This is a genomic window from Streptomyces sp. NPDC001933 (assembly GCF_042890955.1).
Classification (GTDB): domain Bacteria; phylum Actinomycetota; class Actinomycetes; order Streptomycetales; family Streptomycetaceae; genus Streptomyces.
Genome location: NZ_JBIASS010000004.1, coordinates 154,736 through 173,592, shown reverse-complemented (window position 1 = coordinate 173,592; position 18,857 = coordinate 154,736). Strand labels below are relative to the sequence as shown.

Genomic DNA, 18,857 nt, shown 5'->3' with positions numbered 1-18,857 from the left:
CCGTGATCGGGCAGCGGCCAGGTGGCCGCCACGGTGCCTCGCTCAGGAGGTCACTTTCTTCAGATATGCGGCGAGTGAGCCGATGGCCGCCGGATTGCGTGGGCTTTCCACCAGGTCCGCGTAGTCGAGAACGGAGATCCGGTCGTTCTTGACGGCCGACGCGTTGGCCAGCGGCGGACAGACCAGGAGCACGGCGCACAGGGTGACCAGCAGCAGTGGCAGCGACACGTGCCGGGGCGGCGCGGGCCCGGCCGCGGCGCGGGAGGTCCGCGGGGGCACGGCGGGTCTGCGGTCGAGGGGTGTGGCCACGGGCGGTCGCTTTCGCCTCGGGCCGTGCACCTACGTGATCAAAGGAGCAGCCCGGACGCGAAGCGCCCTGCGCAGCACCACTCGCAGTCCACGGCGAATCGACAGGAGCCTTCACCACCGCGGGTAATCGGGCTTACGGGGCCCGATGCCGGGCTCCGCCTACCGTTGCGGGTCAGCGCCGGATTTCGACCGGACTTCCCCCGCGGGGCATGTGCAGCTTATAGCTCGCGCGGACAGGTGGTGCGGGACACCCCCACAACGAAGCGGGCGCATGCCTCCGTGCGACCGGCCGACCCGCTCCGGGACCGATTCACCTCGCTCCTGCCCGAGCACCGGGCAGTCGCATGGGCGGTGCTCAGTTCCGTGATGCGGCCGGGTGGTCGATCCGGGTCGGGAACGGGTCTCCGGTGTCCGAGTCGGCCACGAAGAGCGGTGTCGACCCGGCCATGCTCAGGTACCCGTTGACACTCTGCGTGAGGCTGAATCCGTACCCGTCGGGGGTGCCCGCGTTCCCCGCGAGCGGGCGCGAGGTGCTGATGGTCCGCCTCGGCCGGCCCTGATCACTCCAGACACGCATCACCGCGTCGAAATACTGGTCGCAGGTGTCGGGTGTGGTTCCGAGCACCCAGTACCTGATGCCGAACGACGCGAACAGGACGATGTCGTCGTCGATCTGGTTCGCTGGCAGGGTGACGCCATCGTGAAACCTCGCCTTGGGGAGGTCCGGATGCCATAGCGCCAGGGCCAGTTCGGCGGGCAGCGCCCGGAGCGTCCCGGTGAAGTGCCGCAGCAACTGTGCACGGGCCTCGGCCTGCGCGGCTACCGGCAACATACCGTCCTCGTTCCGTCGGTTCGGGGCGGCACCGCCCCTCGGAGTCCGCCGACCACCCGCCGACTCGACGCCCCGTCCGCTCCGATCCCGCTCAAGGCAACTGTGCCACAGCGCGGCAGGCCGGATTCATACGACCGCCGAATAGGATCCCGGTGGCCGAGCGGTTTGCCTGGCGATGGCAGGGCCGGGCGAGAAGGGGGCGTCATGGGTCCCATACCGGGTGCGCGGGAAGAGCTGGACCGGCTGGGCCGAGCCCTGTGGGCGCAACTGGTCGAGCTGATCGACGACTTGACTCCCGGCAGTGATCTGCGCCTGCTGTTTCTCGACGAGCCGCGCATCGTCGACTGGCAACAGGCCGCAAACCTCACGTGACCGTTCGATCTCTGCCTCCGTCACACGACAGTAAGCGTTTCCAATCACCCGTCCGGAGCCGGGAGTTCACCCCTTCCTGGAGCGGCCGATCACCGAGGTCGGGAGCCTTGACCGCCGATAGTAAGCGCTCTAGATTCCCTGCATCTTGTACCGGCAGCAAAGGGGCGGCGGTCACACACACGGTGGCCGGGCGCGCAGTTCGCGCATCACTGGATCTCGGGAGCAGCCATGGAGTTCGGCCGCAGGGCTGTGCTGCGCGCAGCCATCGCCACAACACTCGCCGTCAGCGCGGGCGGGTTGTTCGCGTCGATTCCGGCCGCCGCCGCACCGGTGCCTTCCGAGGACGAGTTCTTCGGCGTCTGGAACCCCGCCACCAGCACCTGGACGAAGGAGCCCGCACTCGACTACGCGGCGTTCGGTGCGCTCGCCGAGGTCGAGGCGGCCGCGAAGTCCGGGGCCTACGACCGGGCTTCGGCCGCCCTGCTGGCCTACTACCGCACCCGCGAGGGACGCACTCCGCCGCCCTGGGTGCAGAACAACGTCTTCGTCGCCGGTCAGGAAGAGCTGTTCCTCGACCACTTCTGGACCCTGGGCACCGGCGAGGCGTACATCTCCACGCTCACCGTGGCCGGAACCGAGGCGGAGTCGACCGCCGACGTCACCCGCAACGCCCGCACCGCCCACGGCTCGGGCTGGGTCGGCTTCATGCTGATGGCTCGTCACAAGGAGCCGACCCCGGCTGAGTTCCGCGTCAGGATGCGGATGCGCCCTGGACCACCAGGCCCGCCCGCACCACATGCTGCGGCCGCTTGAGCACGGACACATCGGCCAGCGGGTCGCCGTCCACCACGATCACATCGCCCGCGAAGCCGCGGTCGAGCCGGCCCACCGTCTCTTCCAGGCCGAGGAGCCGGGCGGCCCGGGTGGTGGCCGTGCGGATCGAGTCGAGCGTCGTGAGACCCGCCGCGTGCATCAGCTCCACCTCGCGTCCGATCGGCTTGACCTTGCCACCGGAGGAGTCGGTGCCCGCCACCACCAGGACCCCCATCTGGTGGGCCGTTCGCACCGCTTCCTTCAGGACCGGCAGATACGCACGCCCGCGCTCGGCCAGCACCGGGTTCGACGAGTCGACGAGTCCGGCGATCGCACTCAGCGTCGGCGTGAAGGCGGTGCCCCTGCGCCGCATGTCGTGCAGGGTGCGCTCGCCCACGAAAACCCCATGCTCCAGGGAGCGGACGCCGGCCCGGACCGCGTCGTCGCAGCCGCGCTCGCTGTAGCTGTGGCAGAGCACGCCCTTGCCGCCGCGCCGTGCCGCCGCCACGACCTCGGAGAGCTGCTCGTACGAGTAGACCTGGGCCAGCGGGTCCTGTTCCGGCAGACCCGCGCGCTCGTTGACGCGCGTCTTGATCACGTCGGCGCCGCGGGCGACGTTCACCTCGACGACCCGGCACAGCGCCTCGGCGGAACGGACGCCGTCCTGCGACCGCGCGAGGGGTGTGAGGTCCGGGTCGGCCAGGATGGTGTCACCCAGGTCGGGGGTGACGAATATGCCCGCTGTCCGCAGTCGCGGGGCCAGGGCGGGGGCCTGGCGGGCCAGCTCCCGTACGGCGATGTCCTGGTAGAAGTTGGTGGAGCCGCTGCGTGCGCTGGTGGCGCCCTGGCGGACGGCGTCGAGCGCCTCGGCGGCGGTGTTCAGGTGGATGTGCGCGTCGACGAGACCCGGGAGCACCCAGCTGCCGTGCGCGTCCAGGACCGGAACGCCGTCCGGGATCTCGACCCGGTCGCGCGGGCCGGCCGCCCGCACCGTGCCGGAGCGGATGACGACGACCGCGTCCTCGGTGACATGGCCGGTCTCCGGGTCGAGCAGCGTGCCGCCCTCGACGACCAGGTCGCCCGAGTGCGCGGCCGTGCTGCCCGGTGTTCTCGGCTGCGCCGCCACCGCGGACGGTGCCACCGACAGGGCGGCTGCTGTACCCGCCAGCGCTGCGGCCCCTGCCAGCACACCACGGCGCGTGAGCCGGCTGGAGGGGGGCGGGACGGACTCGACACACATGACGGGCTCCTCGTATCCGATGTATCCGATACACAACCGGGAGCCATTTTGTATACCAAAATGCAGGGCGAGACAAGGGTTCACTCGAAATCTTGCACGGAATAGGCTGTTTCCTCGCCAATGACTTACCAGTTCGACCCTCTTGGTATACGACATGGGTAAGCTGCCCGCACCCCGCATCATCCGATCGGTCGACCCCGCCGTCGTCCCAACGTCCGCGCATCGCCATCCGGTTCAGCGACGACGCGGGGCTCCGGGCGCCCCCAGCATGGATGATGCGGGACCCGCACCATCCGGGGTCCGCCGCCCCATGGATTGAGAGGAACCATGTCTCCGACACGACGCGCCGCCCTCCTGATCGCCCCGCTCCTCGGTCTGGCCACGCTGGCGACCGCGTGCGGCGCCCCGTCCGACGGTGATGCCGCCCGGCAGAAGCCCTCGGTCACCGGATCCGGCCCCCTGTCCCCCACCGGGGCGCCCGGGAAGCAGTCGGCCGCCGACCGGGAGCTGCTGGAAGCCGCACGTTCCGGTGACGTCGGCGCGGTGCGCGGTGCGATCGAGCGGGGCGCCGATCTGGAGACCCGCGACAATGACCGCCGCACCCCGCTTCTCCTCGCGGCCACCGGCGATCACGTCAAGGCCGCCGAGATCCTCGTCGACGCCGGTGCCGACCCGGACGCCCTCGACCAGCAGCACGACACTCCGTGGCTGGTGACGGGCGTGACCGGCAGCGCCGCCATGGCCCGGACCCTGGCGGCGGCCGACCCCGACTACACCATCGTCAACCGGTACGGAGGCACCTCCCTCATCCCGGCCGGCGAACACGGCCACGTCGACTACGTCCGGGAGGTGACCACCAACCCGGACATCGACGTCGACGTCAACCACGTCAACAACCTCGGCTGGACCGCTCTGTTGGAGGCCGTCATCCTCGGCGACGGAGGGAAGGACCACCGGAGGACCGTGGAGCTACTGCTGGCGGGAGGCGCCGATCCGTCCATCGCCGACAAGACCGGCACGACCGCACTCCAGCACGCCCGGCAGCGCGGGTTCGACGAGATCGCCCGGCTGCTGAGCAAGTGACGACCGGGCAGCCGGACAGCGGGACGCGAACGGCCCAACCCTTGTGCCTGGCACAAGAGTTGGGCCGTTCGTTCGGATGACCTACGTGGTCTGCACGACGGCGGGACGGGCAAGGGCGGCCCGCTCGATCACGACGTAGACGAGCAGCGCCACGACGAGTCCGCTCACCGCGTCGGAGAGTTGTGGTGCGAACCAGTGGACGAGTCCGCCTGCGGCGGCACCCGCGACCCAGGCGATGAAGGCGGTGGGGCGCACCGCCGCGTCCGGGCGGTCCTTCAGCCGGTGACGCAGGAGGACCTGGTCGGCGATGAGCACTCCGCCGAGGGGCGGGACGAACACACTGAGGACGACCAGCCAGTCGAGGAAGTGGTTCCAGACCCCGGCGAGTGCGGCGGCGGTTCCGATGATGCCCAGGACCAGGGTCATCAGGCGCATTCGGGTGTTGGTCAGGTGCGACCAGCTCAGGGCGCCGTTGTATAGGCAGTGACTGCAGACCGAGCCGAGGTTGACGAAGACGAACACCGCGGCGAGGGTGCTCAGGAGGGCTCCGTGGCCGCTGGTGAGGATGGGCAGGAAGTTTCCGCCGACGGTCCGGGCCGAGGCGATCGCTCCGGCCGCCACGACCAGGCCGCCGGTGATCTGGGCGACGAGGCTGGCTATGGGGAACGCGGTCGCGGTGGCAAGGACGGCTTCCCTGCCGTTCCTGGACCAGCGGGTGAAGTCGGCGGTCATGGTGCCGGAGTCGGCGAAGGTGGCCATGATGAGCGAGACGGCGGCACCGAAGGTCAGTGTGCTGTTCCCCGGGGCGCCCTGGTAGTCGAAGACCGCACCGAGGTCGTGGTCCCTGGCGACGATGACGAGGGCGATCACACCGACGACGATGAACAGGGGGGCGGCCACGGCGCCCAGCCATGACAGGGCGCGGATGCCCAGATACGTGATCGCGATGAACGCGGCCCCGGCCAGTACGGCGACGAGTTGCTCGTGCCAGCCGAACGCCTGGTGGAGGGTGGCTCCGGTGGCGCCGGTGTTGAAGGCGAACCAGCCGACGACGATCGTGGCGAGGAAGCCGGACGCGATGACGTAGCCGATCCTGCCGAACGTCCGGGTTGCCTGGAGGGCGAAGCTCTCGCCGGTGCTGCCGGCCCGGTGGCTCAGCAGTCCGACGTAGACGAGCATGACGAGGTTGGCGGCGAGGATGGCGGCCAGCCCACGCCAGAAGCCCAGGACGGCGACGACCACCCCGCCGGGGACGGCGTTGGTCAGGATCATCGGGAATCCGAACCAGACGGCCGACACGGTCAGCAGGGATTTGCGGCGCTCCACGGGAACGGGAGTGTGCTCGTACTCGGAGTCGAGTGCGGCGTCCGTTTCCGCAGTGTCCTGCGCTGCGGGTTGACGACTGCTCATGGCTGGTCTCCTGGGTGGGCTGGCACGCGGTCAGGACAGCTTGGCTGCGAAGGCCACGAGGGCCTGGTCGAAGACTTCGACGGGCGGGTGGGTGATTCCGGCGCCGATCATGCCGATGCCCGCTTCCTTGTGGGCGATGGCGGTGTTGATGACCGGGAGGATTCCGGTGGAGAGCACCTTGCGGATGTCGATGCCGGTGGGGATGCCCTGGAAGTCGAGCATCGGGATGGTGACGTTGGGGTTCTGGGCCGTCGTGATCTCGCCCATGTCCCGGGTGAAGCCGATGGCTTCCTGCACGGTGCCGCCGACGAGCGGCACGATGGCCGGTGCGGTGGCCATGGCGAAACCGCCGAAGCCGTAGGTTTCGCTGATCGCGCTGTCACCGATGTCCAGGCCCGCGTCCTCGGGCTTGTAGCCGGCGAACATCGGCCCGATGACCGGCTGGGCGGGGCCGGTGAACCACTGGTTGCCGGGGAGTCCGCTGACCCGGATGCCGAACTCGACGCCGTTGCGGGCCATCGTGGTGACGATTGTCGAACCCTCGATGCCGTGGGCGGCGTCCATGGCCGCCTTGGCCATGGCCAGCCAGGTGGGTCCGGAGAAGTAGTCCGAGCTGGCGATGAAGTCGAAGACCTCCTTCTTCTGCTCGGTCGTGAAACCGGTCTGCAGGAGCGACGGCGCGAGCGCCTGCATGAGCAGGAGGGTGCCGGCGCCATTGCGGTTGTGGCACTCGTCGCCCATGTGCAGGGCCTGGGAGAGCAGCAGGCGCAGGTCGACGGGTCCGCCGATCTCCATGGCCTCCTTGAGCATGGGGCCGAGGACCTCACGCATCCAGATGAGGCGGTCGATCACCGACTGGTCGTTGGCGCCCATCCGCAGGATCTTCGCCATCTGCTCGGACAGGTTGGTGTACGCGGTGTTGCCGTACGTCTCGTTGTGGACGATGTGCATGTACATCGAGGCGGAGGTGACACCGGCCATCGAACCGACGCAGTTGTGTTCGTGGCAGGGCGAGAAGGTGATCTCGCCGGATGCCGCGAGGGCGGCCGCCTCGTCGAGGTCGGCGGCCAGGCCCTCGAAGACGAGGGCTCCGGTGACGGCGCCCTTCATCGCGCCGGCCATGCGCTCCCAGGTGATGGGCGGGCCCGCGTGCAGGATCGTCGTCGGGGTCATGCCGGGCACGACGTCGAGGGCGCGGCCGAAACCGACCAGCATGGGGCGGGAGTTGGTGATGCGCTCGACGGCCTCGGCGTTGGCCGCCTCGATGCGCGCCGCGACGGCGGTCTCCTCCAGGCCGTCCAGTACGGCGAGGATCTCCGGGTTGCCGCCGGCGGGCGGGGCCCAGTCGAGCGTCGTGACGTTCGCGCCCTGGGCGGCGATGTCCCCTTCGAACATGGCCAGCCCGACGTTGATGACATCGAGGTCGGCTGCGAAGAGATTGGTGATGGGGCTGGTCATGCGGTCTGTACCTTCCTGGCGATCTCACGGGCGAAGGCGCCCGTCTCGGTGCTGCTTCGGGTCACGGTCACTCCGGCGGCCGCCAGCGCCGCGACCTGCTCGTCGAGGGCCGGGGTGTCGAGGTCGGTGCCGAGGACGTAGCCGACGATCTCCAGGTGGCGGCCGTCCTGGGCCGCGATCTGCTGGGCCTGCGCGATCGCCGGCAGGGTGACGCCGACCGGGTCCTCGTGGGCGCCGAAGCCGAGTACGAAGTCCATGACGATGACGGCGACCTGGGGGTCCTTGGCCTCTTCGACCAGGCGGGCCAGGCGCAGGGAGGGGTCGATCATCGGGTGCGGGCGGCCGTTGGTGAAGTCGTCGTCGCCGAAGTCGAGGAAGGTGTGTCCGGTGCTGGGGCTGTCGGCGGTGAGGCGGCGCTCGGGGCTCTTCTGGATGTTGCTCCACACGTTGTCGCTGATCTCCAGCAGGGAGTACATCGACTCGTCGCACAGGGTGCCGCCGCAGAACAGTCCGCGGACGAACTGCTGGTGCGGTGCGAGGCGGGAGACCACCTCGTCCACCCGCTCGCTGTCGAGGGGCTCGACATCCGCGTGGGGGTCCACACCGAGGCGGACGGCCCGGAGGGCCGCGTCCTGGCTGCCGGCGGCGAAGTGTCCGCCCGCCTCGACCACTGCGTCGCGGGAGCCGCCGACGAAGTAGACGACGACGGGCTTGCCGGCGGTGGCGATCTCGGCGAGGACCTTCTTCTCCACGGCCGGAGCCGGCGGCTTGGAGACGAGCACGATCACGTCGGTGGCCGGGTCGGCGGCCAGTGCGCGGATGCCGTCGATCATCATGATGCCGCCGACCTGCTCGCTCAGGTCACGGCCGCCGGTGCCGATGAGCTGGGAGATCCCGGCGCCCAGCGCGTGGATGCGGACGCTGACCTCCTGCGCGCCGGTGCCCGATGCGGCGACGACTCCGACGCTGCCGGGGCGCACCGCGTTGCCGAAGCACAGGGCGACGTTGTTGATGATGGCGGTGCCGCAGTCCGGTCCCATCATTAGCAGCCCGTGGTCGTGGGCGTACTGCTTGAGGGCGATCTCCTCCTCGACGGGGACGTTGTCGCTGAAGAGCATCACGTGCAGGTTGTTCTCCAGGGCCTTGCGGGCCTCGCGTCCGGCGTAGGCGCCGTTGACCGCGATCACCGCGAGGTTGGCGTCCGGGTTGTCCGCCGCGGCCGCCGCGACCGTCCGGTGGGCGACCGTGTGGGCCCCGCCGGCCGGCTTCTTGTGCACGAGGAGGGCTTCGACCTCGGTCAGCACCTGCTCGGTGTCGGTGTCCTCACGTGTTACGAGGACGATCATGAGGTCGCCGTTGGTGGCGGCCTCGAGCTCGGTCGTGAGGAGACCGAGGTTGTTCAGCACGCCTTTGTTCATCTCGGTGCCCATGGCCACGAATGCCTGGTCCACCCCGTCCAGGGTGTTGGCCTTGGTGGAGATGGACATCAGCGACACCGAGTCGAAATAGGTGTTCTTCTTGATGACTGCTGTGATGCTCACAGCGAACCTCGCAGTTCTCTTTCCAGGTGGAGTCCGGTCAGCAGGCCGGACAGGGTGTCGGTGCCGGAGGTGTGGCCGATGGCCAGCGCGCGGCGGACCGGGTTGCGGAGGGTTTCGGTGACCTGCGCCTCGCTGCGGCCGGCGGTCGCGGCGAGGGCGTGCAGTACCGCCGGCCAGGGGTCGCGTACGCGCCCGGCCAGGGCTTCGCGCAGGGTCGTCATGCTCAGCAGCGTCGTCCGCCCGGGGTGGTCGCCGAGCACTGCGGCGAGTGTGCGGGCGAAGGGGCGCAGGCGGGTGCCGGTCAGCGCGGACAGCAGGGCCGGTCCGGTGAGGAAGTCGTCGCCGGCCGGGGTCAGGCCCGGCCCCAGTCCCAGGAGGCCGAGTACGGCGCGGCGTGTGCCCTCGTCGTCCTGGAGCCGCACCGCGTGCACGAACGCGTCCCGTCCGGCGGCGAGTGCCCGGCCGACGGCCGCGTCCATCGGCGGGGCGTCCGGTGGGCCGGCGAGCATGCCGCCGGGCACTCCGTTGGAACGCAGCAGGTGACCGAGGGCGCGGGTGGCCACGGCGAGGTGGTCATCGCCGAGGTGTCCGAGCGAGGCAGGGATGGGATTCCACCGGCGCGCCGCCCGGATGTCGATCCGGAGATCCCCCGCGGGGGCCGGGAGCAGGATCGACCCCGCCCCGAACCGCACCACCTGCCCGGCCTCGACGGCGCTGCCGCTCCAGTCCTCGACGTCGACGACAAGGGTCCGGGGGGCGTCACCGCTCGACCGGGAGGCGAGTGCGATGAGCTGCCCATCGGAGGTCAGCACATTGATGACGTGCCGGAACACGGTGTCGACACGACCGTCGGCACCGAGTGTCCGCAGCCGGTCCAGGAGCACCGCGTCCGCGGACCGTGCGCGCAGTACGGCGGCGTCGCACCGGGTGGACGTCATATGCGCCCCCTCCTTGTCGGGACTCCGCCGGTCCACGGTGTTCCCCGGCGATGTACTGCTTCTGGTATACCATTTGGCGATGCAGAGGCCTACACGTCTGAGGAGGAATTCCATGCGCATCGTGGTGGCTCTCGGTGGCAATGCGCTGGCCCGGCGGGGGGAGCCGATGACGGCCGACCGGTTGCGGGCGAACGTCAGAACATCCTGCGAGGCCCTGGCGGGCCTGGCCCGCGAGCACGAGGTCGTCATCACCCACGGCAACGGGCCGCAGGTGGGACTTCTCGCGTTGCAGAATCTCGCGTACCAGGACGTCGCGGCCTACCCTCTCGACATACTCGGCGCGGAGACTCAGGGGATGATCGGCTACGTCATCCAGCAGGAGCTGTCGAACGCGCTCGCCGGTGAACGCGAGGTCGCGGCGGTACTCACCACCACCGAGGTCGACGAGAACGATCCCGCGTTCGAGCACCCCACCAAGCTGATCGGCCCCCAGTACTCGGCGCAGGACGCGGCCGAGGCCGCGGCCGAGTACCGCTGGACCATCGCGCGCGACGGCGCCGCCTTCCGCCGGGTAGTGCCCTCCCCCTCACCCGTACGCATCGTCCAGGCGCCGCTCGTGCGCACACTGCTGGAGAGCCAGCACCTCGTCGTCTGCGTCGGCGGTGGCGGTGTGCCCGTACGGACCGACAGCAAGGGGCGGCAGACCGGCCTGCAGGCGGTCGTCGACAAGGACCTCGCCTCGGCGGCCCTGGCCGCGGAACTCAAGGCGGACATGCTGGTGATGCTGACGGACGGTGACTTCGTCAGCGAGAACTGGGGGACGGCCGAGCAGCGGGACATTCTCACGGCCTCACCGGAGGCGATCTCCCGGCTGGCCTTCGCCGAGGGGTCGATGAAGCCGAAGGTCGACGCCGCCGTACGGGTCGCCCAGGCCGGCGGGCGGGCTCTCATCGGTCCCCTCGAACGGCTCGACGACCTCATCGACCGGAACATCGGCACGGAGATCCGCCCGGATGTCCCGGACGGCATCGTCTACGTCTGAGGGCGCCAGGGTCTTTCGTCCGGATCAGGCCGGGTCAGGGACCGGGACACGCGAGCCCGGCATGATCCGGACGAAAGGCCCTGGGGACGGCCCGCCGACGGGCCCGCCGACGGGCGCGCCGCCCCGGCGAGGCCGCTCCGGTCAGTCCTTGGACTTGCGTCGCGCGGCGGCCGCGTTGCGGCCTGTCACCAGGTGTGTGCTGGCCAGCTGTTCGACGGTCGCGACATCCCGCTCCGCGATCGCCTGGTACAGCCCCTCGTGCTCCTGCGCGACGCCCGCCAGGTCGTCGTGCTGCCCCAGCAGCCAGCGCATCCTGCTTCTCAGGGTGCTCTGGAGCTCGTTCAGGAGTTCGTTGTCGGCGAGTTCGGTCACCGTCTCGTGGAAGTCGGCGGCGGCGCGGTGGGCCCGTACGGCGTCGCCCTTCTCCGCCGCCTTCAGCTCGGCGTCGAGGTCCGAACGGAGCTTCTCCAGTCCCGCGCGGGTACGCCGCTGGGCGGCGAGCCGGAAGGTCAGCGTCTCAAGCGCCGCGCGTACCTCGTCCAGGTCCTCGACGTCCGCCGGCGTGAACTCCCGCACGACGGCCCAGGTCCGCGGCCTCGGCGTGACCAGCCCCTCGGTGACCAGTGCCTTCAGGGCCTCTCGGATGGGCAGCCTGCTCACACCGAGCTCCGCGGCGAGCTCGCGCTCGACGAGTTTGCTGCCCGGCTCACGCACACCGTCGATGATCTCGTCACGCAGCAGGCGCGTGACCCGCTCCGACTCGGGCTCGAACTCCCCAGACCCTGTCATGTCCTCAATTCTCTCATCACTCGAAGTCGTTGTTCGGTTCGCCGTCCACGGGACGGGTTTCTCAGGCCGGTGCGTAGCCGCGCGCGCGGACCAGGTCGTGGGCGATCCGGGTGAAGGCGCGCGCGGCGGCGCTCTCGTAGGCGCTCTCCCGGTGCAGCAGGGTGGCGACGCGGGCGGGCAGCGGAGGGTCGATGGGAATCGGCCTGAGATGCGGGTGGTCGTCCGTCACCGCGTCGGGCAGCACGGTGGCCAGCAGGCCGGTGCGCCGGACGATCTCCGTCAGGGCCTGGATGGTGTTGGCCTCCACGGCGATCGGCGGGCTGACACGATGCTGCGCGAAGTAGCCGTCGATGTGGATCCGGGTGGCGAAGTCGCTGCTGAGCAGCGCGAGTTGCTGGTCCACCAGGTCACGTACCGGCAGCGGCCGGTCGCCTCGGCCCTGGACGCGGTCCGCGGTGACGACAAGGCTGAGGGTCTCGGTGAACAGCGCGGTCGCGGTGATGCCGGGCAGATGGGTTCCGGCGAAGGCGATCCCGAGGTCGAGATCGTCGGCCAGCAGGCTCGCCTCGATTCGGTCCTGGGTCATTTCCCGCAGATCCAGCGTGATGCCGGGATGGTGCGTGTGCAACGCCTCCACCAGTGGGCCGATCAGGTACGCGGTGAACGTCGGCGTCACCGCGAGGCGCAGATGCCCCCGGGAGAGGTCGGCGACATCGAGTACGGCACGGTCGGCGGCGGCCAGCTCGCGCAGCGCCCGCTGCGCGTAGTGCACATAGGCCTCGCCCGCGTCCGTGGGGCGGACGCTGCGGCCGCTGCGGTCGAGCAGCTGGACACCGACGACGCGCTCCAGCTGCTTGATCTGCTGCGACAGCGTCGGCTGGGAGATGCGCAGCTCTTCGGCGGCGCGCGTGAAGTTGCCGTGCTCGGCCACCGCGATCAGATAGCGGAGGTGTCGTAGTTCCGGACCCATGATCCGAGTATAGAGAAGCCCAATCGATATCCCCGCGAGGGCATCTCGCCACCTATGGCCCCCTGGTTGGCAGGGTCGCCGCCTCACACCCTTAAGTCATTGATGAAATCTATGGAAATTATGGATAGCAAGACTTGGACACTATAGGTCGAGCTCATGCATGGTGGATCCCGTCAGCCCGTCGGGCCGACATTCACCGAAGGGAGTGACCGATGCACGACCTCACGGACGGCCTCGCGCGTTTCCGCCGCGATGTCTTTCCGGCAAAGGCGGAGCTCTTCGCCGACCTGGCCACCACTCACCGGCCGAAGACACTGTTCATCGGCTGCTCCGACGCCCGAGTGGTCCCCGAACTGATCACACAGAGCGACCCGGGCGAGCTGTTCGTCATCCGCACGGCCGGCAATCTGGTCCCGGCCCACGCCGCCGGCCCGGACGGCATCGCGGCCAGCATCGAGTACGCCGTCACCGTGCTGCACGTGACCGACATCGTCATCTGCGGCCACTCCTCCTGCGGCGCGATGACCGCCCTGGCGGAGGGGCACGACCTGAGCGCGGCGCCGGTCGTCGCCGGCTGGCTGCGGCACGCGGACGCCGCGCGGGCCCGTGCCGCCGCCACACCGGCCGAGTCCGGACCGGCCAAGGTGGCCGCCCTGGTGCGGGCCAACGTGGCCGCACAACTGCAGAACCTCACCACACACCCCTCCGTGGCCCGCGCCCTGGCCCACCGCGCACTCACACTGCATGGCTGGGTCTTCGACATCGCCACCGGGACCGTCGATCCGGTCGACGCCGCCCTGGTAGCGGCCTGACCACCCCCACAACCACCCGCCGCTCCCCTCACGCACGAACCCGCCCGGCCGCACCCCGAGGCCGGCGCACCGAACCGACAAGGAACCCCCCTCATGGCGCACGCCCAGTTCGACCCCACCGCCCGCCAGCTGCTTGCCGCCGCCGCCGTCGAGGCCAAGGTCCGCAAGGACCTGTCGTGGCAGCAGATCGCGGACGCCGCCGGACTGTCCGTCGCGTTCGTCACCGCCGCCGTCCTCGGCCAGCACGCCCTCCCGGCCGCCTCCGCCGAGGCCGTCGCCGAGCTCCTTGGCCTGGACGAGGACGCGGCCATGCTGCTCCAGACCATCCCGACCCGCGGCTCGATCCCCGGCGGCATCCCCACCGACCCGACCATCTACCGCTTCTACGAGATGCTCCAGGTCTACGGCACCACCCTCAAGGCCCTGGTCCACGAGCAGTTCGGCGACGGAATCATCTCCGCGATCAACTTCAAGCTCGACGTCAAGAAGGTCGCCGACCCCGAGGGCGGCGAGCGCGCCGTCATCACCCTGGACGGCAAGTACCTCCCGACCAAGCCCTTCTGACAACACATCAGCTCATGACCGGGCGGGGCCGGCCCATGCCGCACGGCCGCACCGGCCCCGCCCGCCGACCTCTTCACCAACACCGGTACCGACACCGGCACCAGCCGTCTCTCACCGGAGGCTCCACCATGGACTTCGCCCAGCGCACCATCGACATCGCCCGCAAGAACGTGGAGGAGGGCGGACGCCCCTTCGCCACCGTCATCGTCAAGGACGGCGAGATCCTCGCCGAGAGCCCCAACATGGTGGCCCAGACCAACGACCCCACCGCCCACGCCGAGATCCTCGCCATCCGGGACGCCTGCCAGAAGCTCGGCACCGAGCACCTGGTCGGCACGACCATCTACGTACTCGCCCACCCCTGCCCGATGTGCCTGGGGTCGCTGTACTACTGCTCCCCCGACGAGGTCGTCTTCCTCACCACCCGCGACGCCTACGAGCCGCACTACGTGGACGACCGCAAGTACTTCGAGCTCGACACCTTCTACGGTGAATTCGCCAAGGACCACACCGAGCGGCGCCTCCCGATGCGCCACGAGCCGTACGACGCCGCTGTCGATGTGTACCGGCTGTGGCAGGAGCACAACGGCGGCAGCCGCCGCGTCCCCGGCGCACCGACAGCCGCGTAACCCCTGCTCACCCGGCTCGGCCAGCCGCCCTCCGGGCGCCGATCACACTGTTTCTCCGCCGCGTGTGGGAGTGTTTTCACCACTCCCACACACGGCGATTCACAACACAACACTCCCCAATAACTGAAGACTTGCCCGGTTTTGCCCGGCCCGGCATGTCACGCATACGTCACCACCGGAGCACATTCGCCTCGATCGCGGACGGTATGTCCGCTTGCCGAAGTCATTACCTCCAAACCCTTGACGGTGGAGTTGGCTAAAACTACGTTTTTGGCCAACGGAAGTTCACTTCCATTATGTGGAAACTTTGAAACATTCCCCCATCGCCACTCCCCGGAGCTCCATATGACTGCCGTGGATGACCGATCGTCCGTGGAAACCGACGGCACCGCCAGTTCTGGTCTGTACACGTACGATCTCGCCCCGACGAAGAAGGAAGGGCGCCGTTGGGGCGCCTACAACGTCTTCACCCTCTGGGCCAACGATGTACACAGCCTCGGCAACTACGCATTCGCCATCGGGCTCTTCGCGCTCGGGCTGAACGTGTGGGGCATCCTGGCCGCCTTCGCGCTCGCTTCGGTGCTGCTCTTCCTCCTGCTGACCCTCTCGGGCTTCATGGGCCACAAGACGGGCGTGCCCTTCCCCGTGATGAGCCGCATCGCCTTCGGCATCAGGGGGGCGAAGATACCGGCCGCAGTGCGTGGCCTCGTCGCCATCGCTTGGTTCGGTATCCAGACCTACCTCGCGTCGTCCGTGCTGAGCACGCTCCTCGTGACGATGTTCCCGGGCATCAAGTCCCTGGACACCAACTCCATTCTCGGCCAGTCGACGCTCGGCTGGATCACCTTCCTGGCACTGTGGGCCCTCCAGGTCCTCATCGTGAGTTATGGGATGCAGATGATCCGGCGGTACATGGCCTTCGCCGCGCCCACGACCCTGATCACCATGTGCGCTCTCGCGGCCTGGATGTTCTGGCGGGCGGACGGCTCGATCTCGATGTCCATCGACTCCCCGCTCAGCGGCGGCGAGATGTGGCTCCAGATCCTGCAGGGCGCCGCGCTGTGGGTGGTGATCTACGGAACGTTCGTGCTGAACTTCTGCGACTTCACCCGGTCCGCCCGGAGCCGCGGCTCCATCGTCCGCGGAAACGTGATCGGTATCCCGGTGAACATGCTGTTCTTCGCCGTGATCGTCGCGGTGCTCAGCGGAGCGCAGTTCAAGCTGGACGGGCACGTCATCACCAGCCCCACGGACATCGTGCGGACGATTCCGAACATGTTCCTGCTGGCCATCGCCTCGCTCGCGCTCATCGCCCTGACCGTCGCGGTGAACCTGATGGCCAACTTCGTGGCCCCCATCTACGCCCTGGTCAACCTCTTCCCGCAGCGGCTGAACTTCCGCCGGGCCGGCATGGTGAGCGCCGTCGTGGGCCTGGTGATCCTGCCGTGGAACCTCTACAACAGCCCGGTCGTGGTGAACTACTTCCTCGGCGGGCTCGGGGCCCTGCTCGGGCCGCTCTTCGGCGTGATCATGGCCGACTACTGGCTGCTGCGGAAGGCCCGGGTGAACGTGCCCGACCTCTACACCGACGCCGCGCAGGGCGACTACCACTACCGCCACGGTTTCAACCCCCGGGCCGTCTGGGCCTTCGTCCCCAGCGCCGCGATCGCCGTCGTCGTCGCGCTGGTGCCGTTCTTCAGCGCCGTGGCCGGATTCTCGTGGTTCGTCGGCGCCATCCTTGCCGCCGTGCTGTACGCGGCCATCGCCGACCGCAGCATGCAGACCCGCGACGTGGACGGCGAGTCGATCGCCGTCGCCGCCGAATGAACCATCCAGCAGAGAGCCGAACCATGCGCATCCTCGTTGTGAACGTCAACACCACGCAGTCCATCACCGACTCGATCGGTGAGCAGGCTGCCGGTGTGGCGTCACCCGGTACCGAGATCGTTCCGCTGACCCCTGCCTTCGGGGCGGAGTCGGTCGAGGGCAACTACGAGAGCTACCTCGCCGCCATCGCCGTGATGGAGGCCGTCCGCGCCTATCCGGAGCCGTTCGACGCCGTGATCCAGGCCGGGTACGGCGAACACGGCCGGGAAGGGCTGCAGGAGCTGCTCGACGTACCGGTCGTCGACATCACCGAGGCGGCTGCCAGCACCGCCCAGTTCCTGGGCCGCACCTACTCCGTGGTCACGAGCCTGGACCGTACGGTCCCGCTGATCGAGGAGCGCCTCCACGCCGCCGGCCTGAGCGCCCGGTGCGCCTCCGTGCGCGCCAGCGGAATGGCCGTACTCGACCTGGAGCGGGACGAGAAGGCCGCCGTGGACGCCATCGTCGAGCAGGCCGCCCGTGCGGTGGAGGAGGACCGCGCCGAGGTGATCTGTCTGGGGTGCGGCGGCATGTCCGGTCTCACCGAGCGCGTCATCGAGCGCACCGGGGTTCCCGTCGTCGACGGGGTGACCGCCGCCGTGACGATCGCCGAGTCCCTCGTCCGCCTCGGCCTGAGCACCTCCAAGGTGCGCACGTACGCGGCGCCTCGTCCCAAGAAGATCCTCAACTGGCCGCCGCGGGCGTGACGCCGCAGGCCATGCCGGAACCGACCGGCGCGTAGTGGCCGCCGCTCCCCGGGCATCCGGCCGGGGAGCGGCGGTGGACGGAGAAACAACACAGGAGGAGGGGCATCCGTTGCCCGACGTACAGCTCGTACTGCGCTCCACGCGCGTCATCACTCCCGAGGGTGCCCGCCCCGCGTCCGTGACCGTCGCCGACGGCCGGATCGTGGACGTGCTGCCGCACACCGCCGAGGTGCCGGCCGGGGCGCGTCTTGAGGACGTCGGCGACGACGCCGTGCTGCCCGGCCTCGTCGATTCCCACGTCCATGTGAACGACCCCGGCCGCAGCGAGTGGGAGGGCTTCTGGACCGCCACCCGGGCGGCCGCCGCCGGTGGCATCACCACCCTCATCGACATGCCGCTCAACTCGCTGCCGCCGACCACCACGGTCGACAACCTGCGGGTCAAGCAGGAGGTCGCCCGCGCGAAGGCGCACATCGACACCGGCTTCTGGGGCGGCGCGATCCCGTCCAACCTCAAGGACCTGCGACCGCTGCACGAGGCGGGGGTGTTCGGCTTCAAGTGTTTCCTCTCGCCCTCGGGGGTCGAGGAGTTCCCGGAGCTCGCCCCGGCCCGGCTGGCCGCCGCGATCGCGGAGATCGCCTCCTTCGACGGGCTGCTCATCGTGCACGCCGAGGACCCGGGCCATCTCGCCGCCGCCCCGCAGAACAGCGGCCCCGCCTACGCGGGCTTCCTCGCCTCCCGCCCCCGCGCGGCGGAGAACGACGCCATCGCCCTGCTGATCCGGCTCGCCCGGGAGCACGACGCCCGGGTCCACGTGCTGCACCTCTCCTCCAGCGACGCGCTGCCGCTCATCGCCGCGGCCAGGCGCGAGGGGGTCCGCATCACCGCCGAGACCTGCCCGCACTTCCTCACCCTCACCGCGGAGGAGGTCCCGGACGGCGCGACCGAGTTCAAGTGCTGTCCGCCCATCCGCGAGCGGGAGAACCAGGACGCCCTCTGGCAGGGCCTGGCCGACGGCACCCTCGACTGCGTCGTCTCCGACCACTCGCCCTGCACCACCGACCTCAAGACCCCCGACTTCGGTACGGCCTGGGGCGGCATCTCCTCGCTCCAGCTCGGTCTGCCCGCCGTCTGGACCGCTGCCCGCGAGCGCGGCCACAGCCTGGAGGACGTCGTGCACTGGATGTCGGCCGGCCCCGCCCGGCTGGCGGGACTGACGGGCAAGGGAGCCATCGCCCCCGGCTACGACGCCGACTTCGCGGTCCTCGCCCCCGAGGAGACCTTCACCGTCGACCCCGCACGGCTGCACCACCGCAACCCGATCACCGCGTACGCCGGAAAGACGCTGCACGGTGTCGTCCGCGGGACGTGGCTGCGCGGTGAGCGGATCGCCGAGGACGGAAACATCACCGGGCGGTCGGGGCTGCTGATCGAGCGAAACGACAGGACCTGAGTCCGACGGGGGCCCTCCGGGGCGCCCGC

General features: G+C 69.7%; 18 protein-coding genes, 1 pseudogene and 1 riboswitch. Of the genes and pseudogenes, 10 read left to right on the top strand and 9 right to left on the bottom strand.

Annotated elements, in window-relative coordinates; translation table 11 throughout:
• Positions 1 to 42: 42 nt before the first annotated feature.
• Positions 43 to 174 (bottom strand): annotated as a pseudogene (locus ACFYY7_RS11855) (iron transporter); the annotation flags it as partial.
• Positions 175 to 409: 235 nt separating this feature from the next.
• Positions 410 to 559: riboswitch (cobalamin riboswitch) on the bottom strand.
• A 105-nt stretch (positions 560 to 664) separates the two neighbouring features.
• Positions 665 to 1,141: a hypothetical protein gene (locus tag ACFYY7_RS11850; RefSeq protein ID WP_388660196.1), complete on the bottom strand. Its 477-nt coding sequence runs from the start codon at positions 1,139 to 1,141 to the stop codon at positions 665 to 667.
• Between the two features lie 204 nt (positions 1,142 to 1,345).
• Between ACFYY7_RS11850 and ACFYY7_RS11845 the strand changes: the two genes are divergently transcribed.
• Positions 1,346 to 1,513 (top strand): hypothetical protein, encoded by a 168-nt coding sequence (locus ACFYY7_RS11845; RefSeq protein WP_388660194.1) that lies wholly within the window; start codon positions 1,346 to 1,348, stop codon positions 1,511 to 1,513.
• Between the two features lie 228 nt (positions 1,514 to 1,741).
• On the top strand, positions 1,742 to 2,326 hold the full coding sequence (locus ACFYY7_RS11840) for a hypothetical protein (RefSeq protein ID WP_388660191.1): 585 nt from the start codon (positions 1,742 to 1,744) through the stop codon (positions 2,324 to 2,326).
• Here ACFYY7_RS11840 and ACFYY7_RS11835 read toward each other — a convergent pair.
• Positions 2,265 to 3,566 carry an amidohydrolase family protein gene (locus ACFYY7_RS11835; RefSeq protein WP_388660189.1) on the bottom strand — a complete coding sequence of 434 codons (1,302 nt, stop codon included), beginning with the start codon at positions 3,564 to 3,566 and terminating at the stop codon, positions 2,265 to 2,267. The two genes, ACFYY7_RS11840 and ACFYY7_RS11835, sit on opposite strands and share 62 nt — an antisense overlap.
• 459 nt (positions 3,567 to 4,025) lie before the next feature.
• Here ACFYY7_RS11835 and ACFYY7_RS11830 point away from each other — a divergent pair, with 459 nt between their 5' ends.
• Positions 4,026 to 4,649, top strand: coding sequence for an ankyrin repeat domain-containing protein (locus tag ACFYY7_RS11830; protein ID WP_388661076.1), 624 nt, complete (start codon positions 4,026 to 4,028; stop codon positions 4,647 to 4,649).
• Positions 4,650 to 4,730: 81 nt separating this feature from the next.
• On the opposite strand, the gene ACFYY7_RS11825 is transcribed toward ACFYY7_RS11830, so the two are convergent.
• Genes ACFYY7_RS11825 through ACFYY7_RS11810 form a run of 4 tightly spaced genes read right to left on the bottom strand, consistent with a single transcriptional unit; the run spans position 4,731 to position 9,996 of the window.
• Positions 4,731 to 6,059, bottom strand: coding sequence for a purine-cytosine permease family protein (locus ACFYY7_RS11825; RefSeq protein ID WP_388660186.1), 1,329 nt, complete (start codon positions 6,057 to 6,059; stop codon positions 4,731 to 4,733).
• 30 nt (positions 6,060 to 6,089) lie between these two features.
• Positions 6,090 to 7,517 (bottom strand): DUF1116 domain-containing protein, encoded by a 1,428-nt coding sequence (locus ACFYY7_RS11820; RefSeq protein ID WP_388660183.1) that lies wholly within the window; start codon positions 7,515 to 7,517, stop codon positions 6,090 to 6,092.
• A complete protein-coding gene (fdrA, locus tag ACFYY7_RS11815; protein WP_388660180.1) occupies positions 7,514 to 9,058 on the bottom strand; it encodes an acyl-CoA synthetase FdrA in 1,545 nt (514 codons plus the stop codon). The genes ACFYY7_RS11820 and fdrA overlap by 4 nt, the downstream gene beginning before the upstream one ends.
• Positions 9,055 to 9,996, bottom strand: coding sequence for a DUF2877 domain-containing protein (locus tag ACFYY7_RS11810; protein WP_388660178.1), 942 nt, complete (start codon positions 9,994 to 9,996; stop codon positions 9,055 to 9,057). The genes fdrA and ACFYY7_RS11810 overlap by 4 nt, the downstream gene beginning before the upstream one ends.
• A 112-nt stretch (positions 9,997 to 10,108) precedes the next feature.
• On the opposite strand from ACFYY7_RS11810, the gene ACFYY7_RS11805 reads away from it, so the two are divergent.
• Positions 10,109 to 11,038 carry a carbamate kinase gene (locus ACFYY7_RS11805; RefSeq protein ID WP_388660175.1) on the top strand — a complete coding sequence of 310 codons (930 nt, stop codon included), beginning with the start codon at positions 10,109 to 10,111 and terminating at the stop codon, positions 11,036 to 11,038.
• Between the two features lie 141 nt (positions 11,039 to 11,179).
• On the opposite strand, the gene ACFYY7_RS11800 is transcribed toward ACFYY7_RS11805, so the two are convergent.
• Positions 11,180 to 11,827 (bottom strand): GntR family transcriptional regulator, encoded by a 648-nt coding sequence (locus ACFYY7_RS11800; protein WP_388660172.1) that lies wholly within the window; start codon positions 11,825 to 11,827, stop codon positions 11,180 to 11,182.
• A gap of 61 nt (positions 11,828 to 11,888) precedes the next feature.
• Entirely contained in the window at positions 11,889 to 12,797 is a 909-nt protein-coding gene (cynR, locus tag ACFYY7_RS11795; RefSeq protein ID WP_388660169.1) for a transcriptional regulator CynR, read from the bottom strand.
• Positions 12,798 to 13,009: 212 nt separating this feature from the next.
• Here cynR and ACFYY7_RS11790 point away from each other — a divergent pair, with 212 nt between their 5' ends.
• From ACFYY7_RS11790 to allB, 6 genes are all read left to right on the top strand, one after another.
• Positions 13,010 to 13,609 carry a carbonic anhydrase gene (locus tag ACFYY7_RS11790; RefSeq protein WP_376626985.1) on the top strand — a complete coding sequence of 200 codons (600 nt, stop codon included), beginning with the start codon at positions 13,010 to 13,012 and terminating at the stop codon, positions 13,607 to 13,609.
• A gap of 93 nt (positions 13,610 to 13,702) precedes the next feature.
• Positions 13,703 to 14,173 (top strand): cyanase, encoded by a 471-nt coding sequence (gene cynS, locus ACFYY7_RS11785; protein WP_388660166.1) that lies wholly within the window; start codon positions 13,703 to 13,705, stop codon positions 14,171 to 14,173.
• Between the two features lie 128 nt (positions 14,174 to 14,301).
• Complete coding sequence (locus tag ACFYY7_RS11780; RefSeq protein WP_388660164.1) at positions 14,302 to 14,802, top strand: nucleoside deaminase; 501 nt, start codon at positions 14,302 to 14,304, stop codon at positions 14,800 to 14,802.
• Positions 14,803 to 15,147: 345 nt separating this feature from the next.
• Positions 15,148 to 16,629: an NCS1 family nucleobase:cation symporter-1 gene (locus tag ACFYY7_RS11775; RefSeq protein WP_388660161.1), complete on the top strand. Its 1,482-nt coding sequence runs from the start codon at positions 15,148 to 15,150 to the stop codon at positions 16,627 to 16,629.
• 23 nt (positions 16,630 to 16,652) lie between these two features.
• Positions 16,653 to 17,375, top strand: a complete 723-nt coding sequence (locus tag ACFYY7_RS11770) for an aspartate/glutamate racemase family protein (RefSeq protein ID WP_388660158.1) — start codon at positions 16,653 to 16,655, stop codon at positions 17,373 to 17,375.
• Positions 17,376 to 17,484: 109 nt separating this feature from the next.
• A complete protein-coding gene (gene allB / locus ACFYY7_RS11765) occupies positions 17,485 to 18,828 on the top strand; it encodes an allantoinase AllB (protein ID WP_388660155.1) in 1,344 nt (447 codons plus the stop codon).
• Positions 18,829 to 18,857 lie beyond the last annotated feature (29 nt).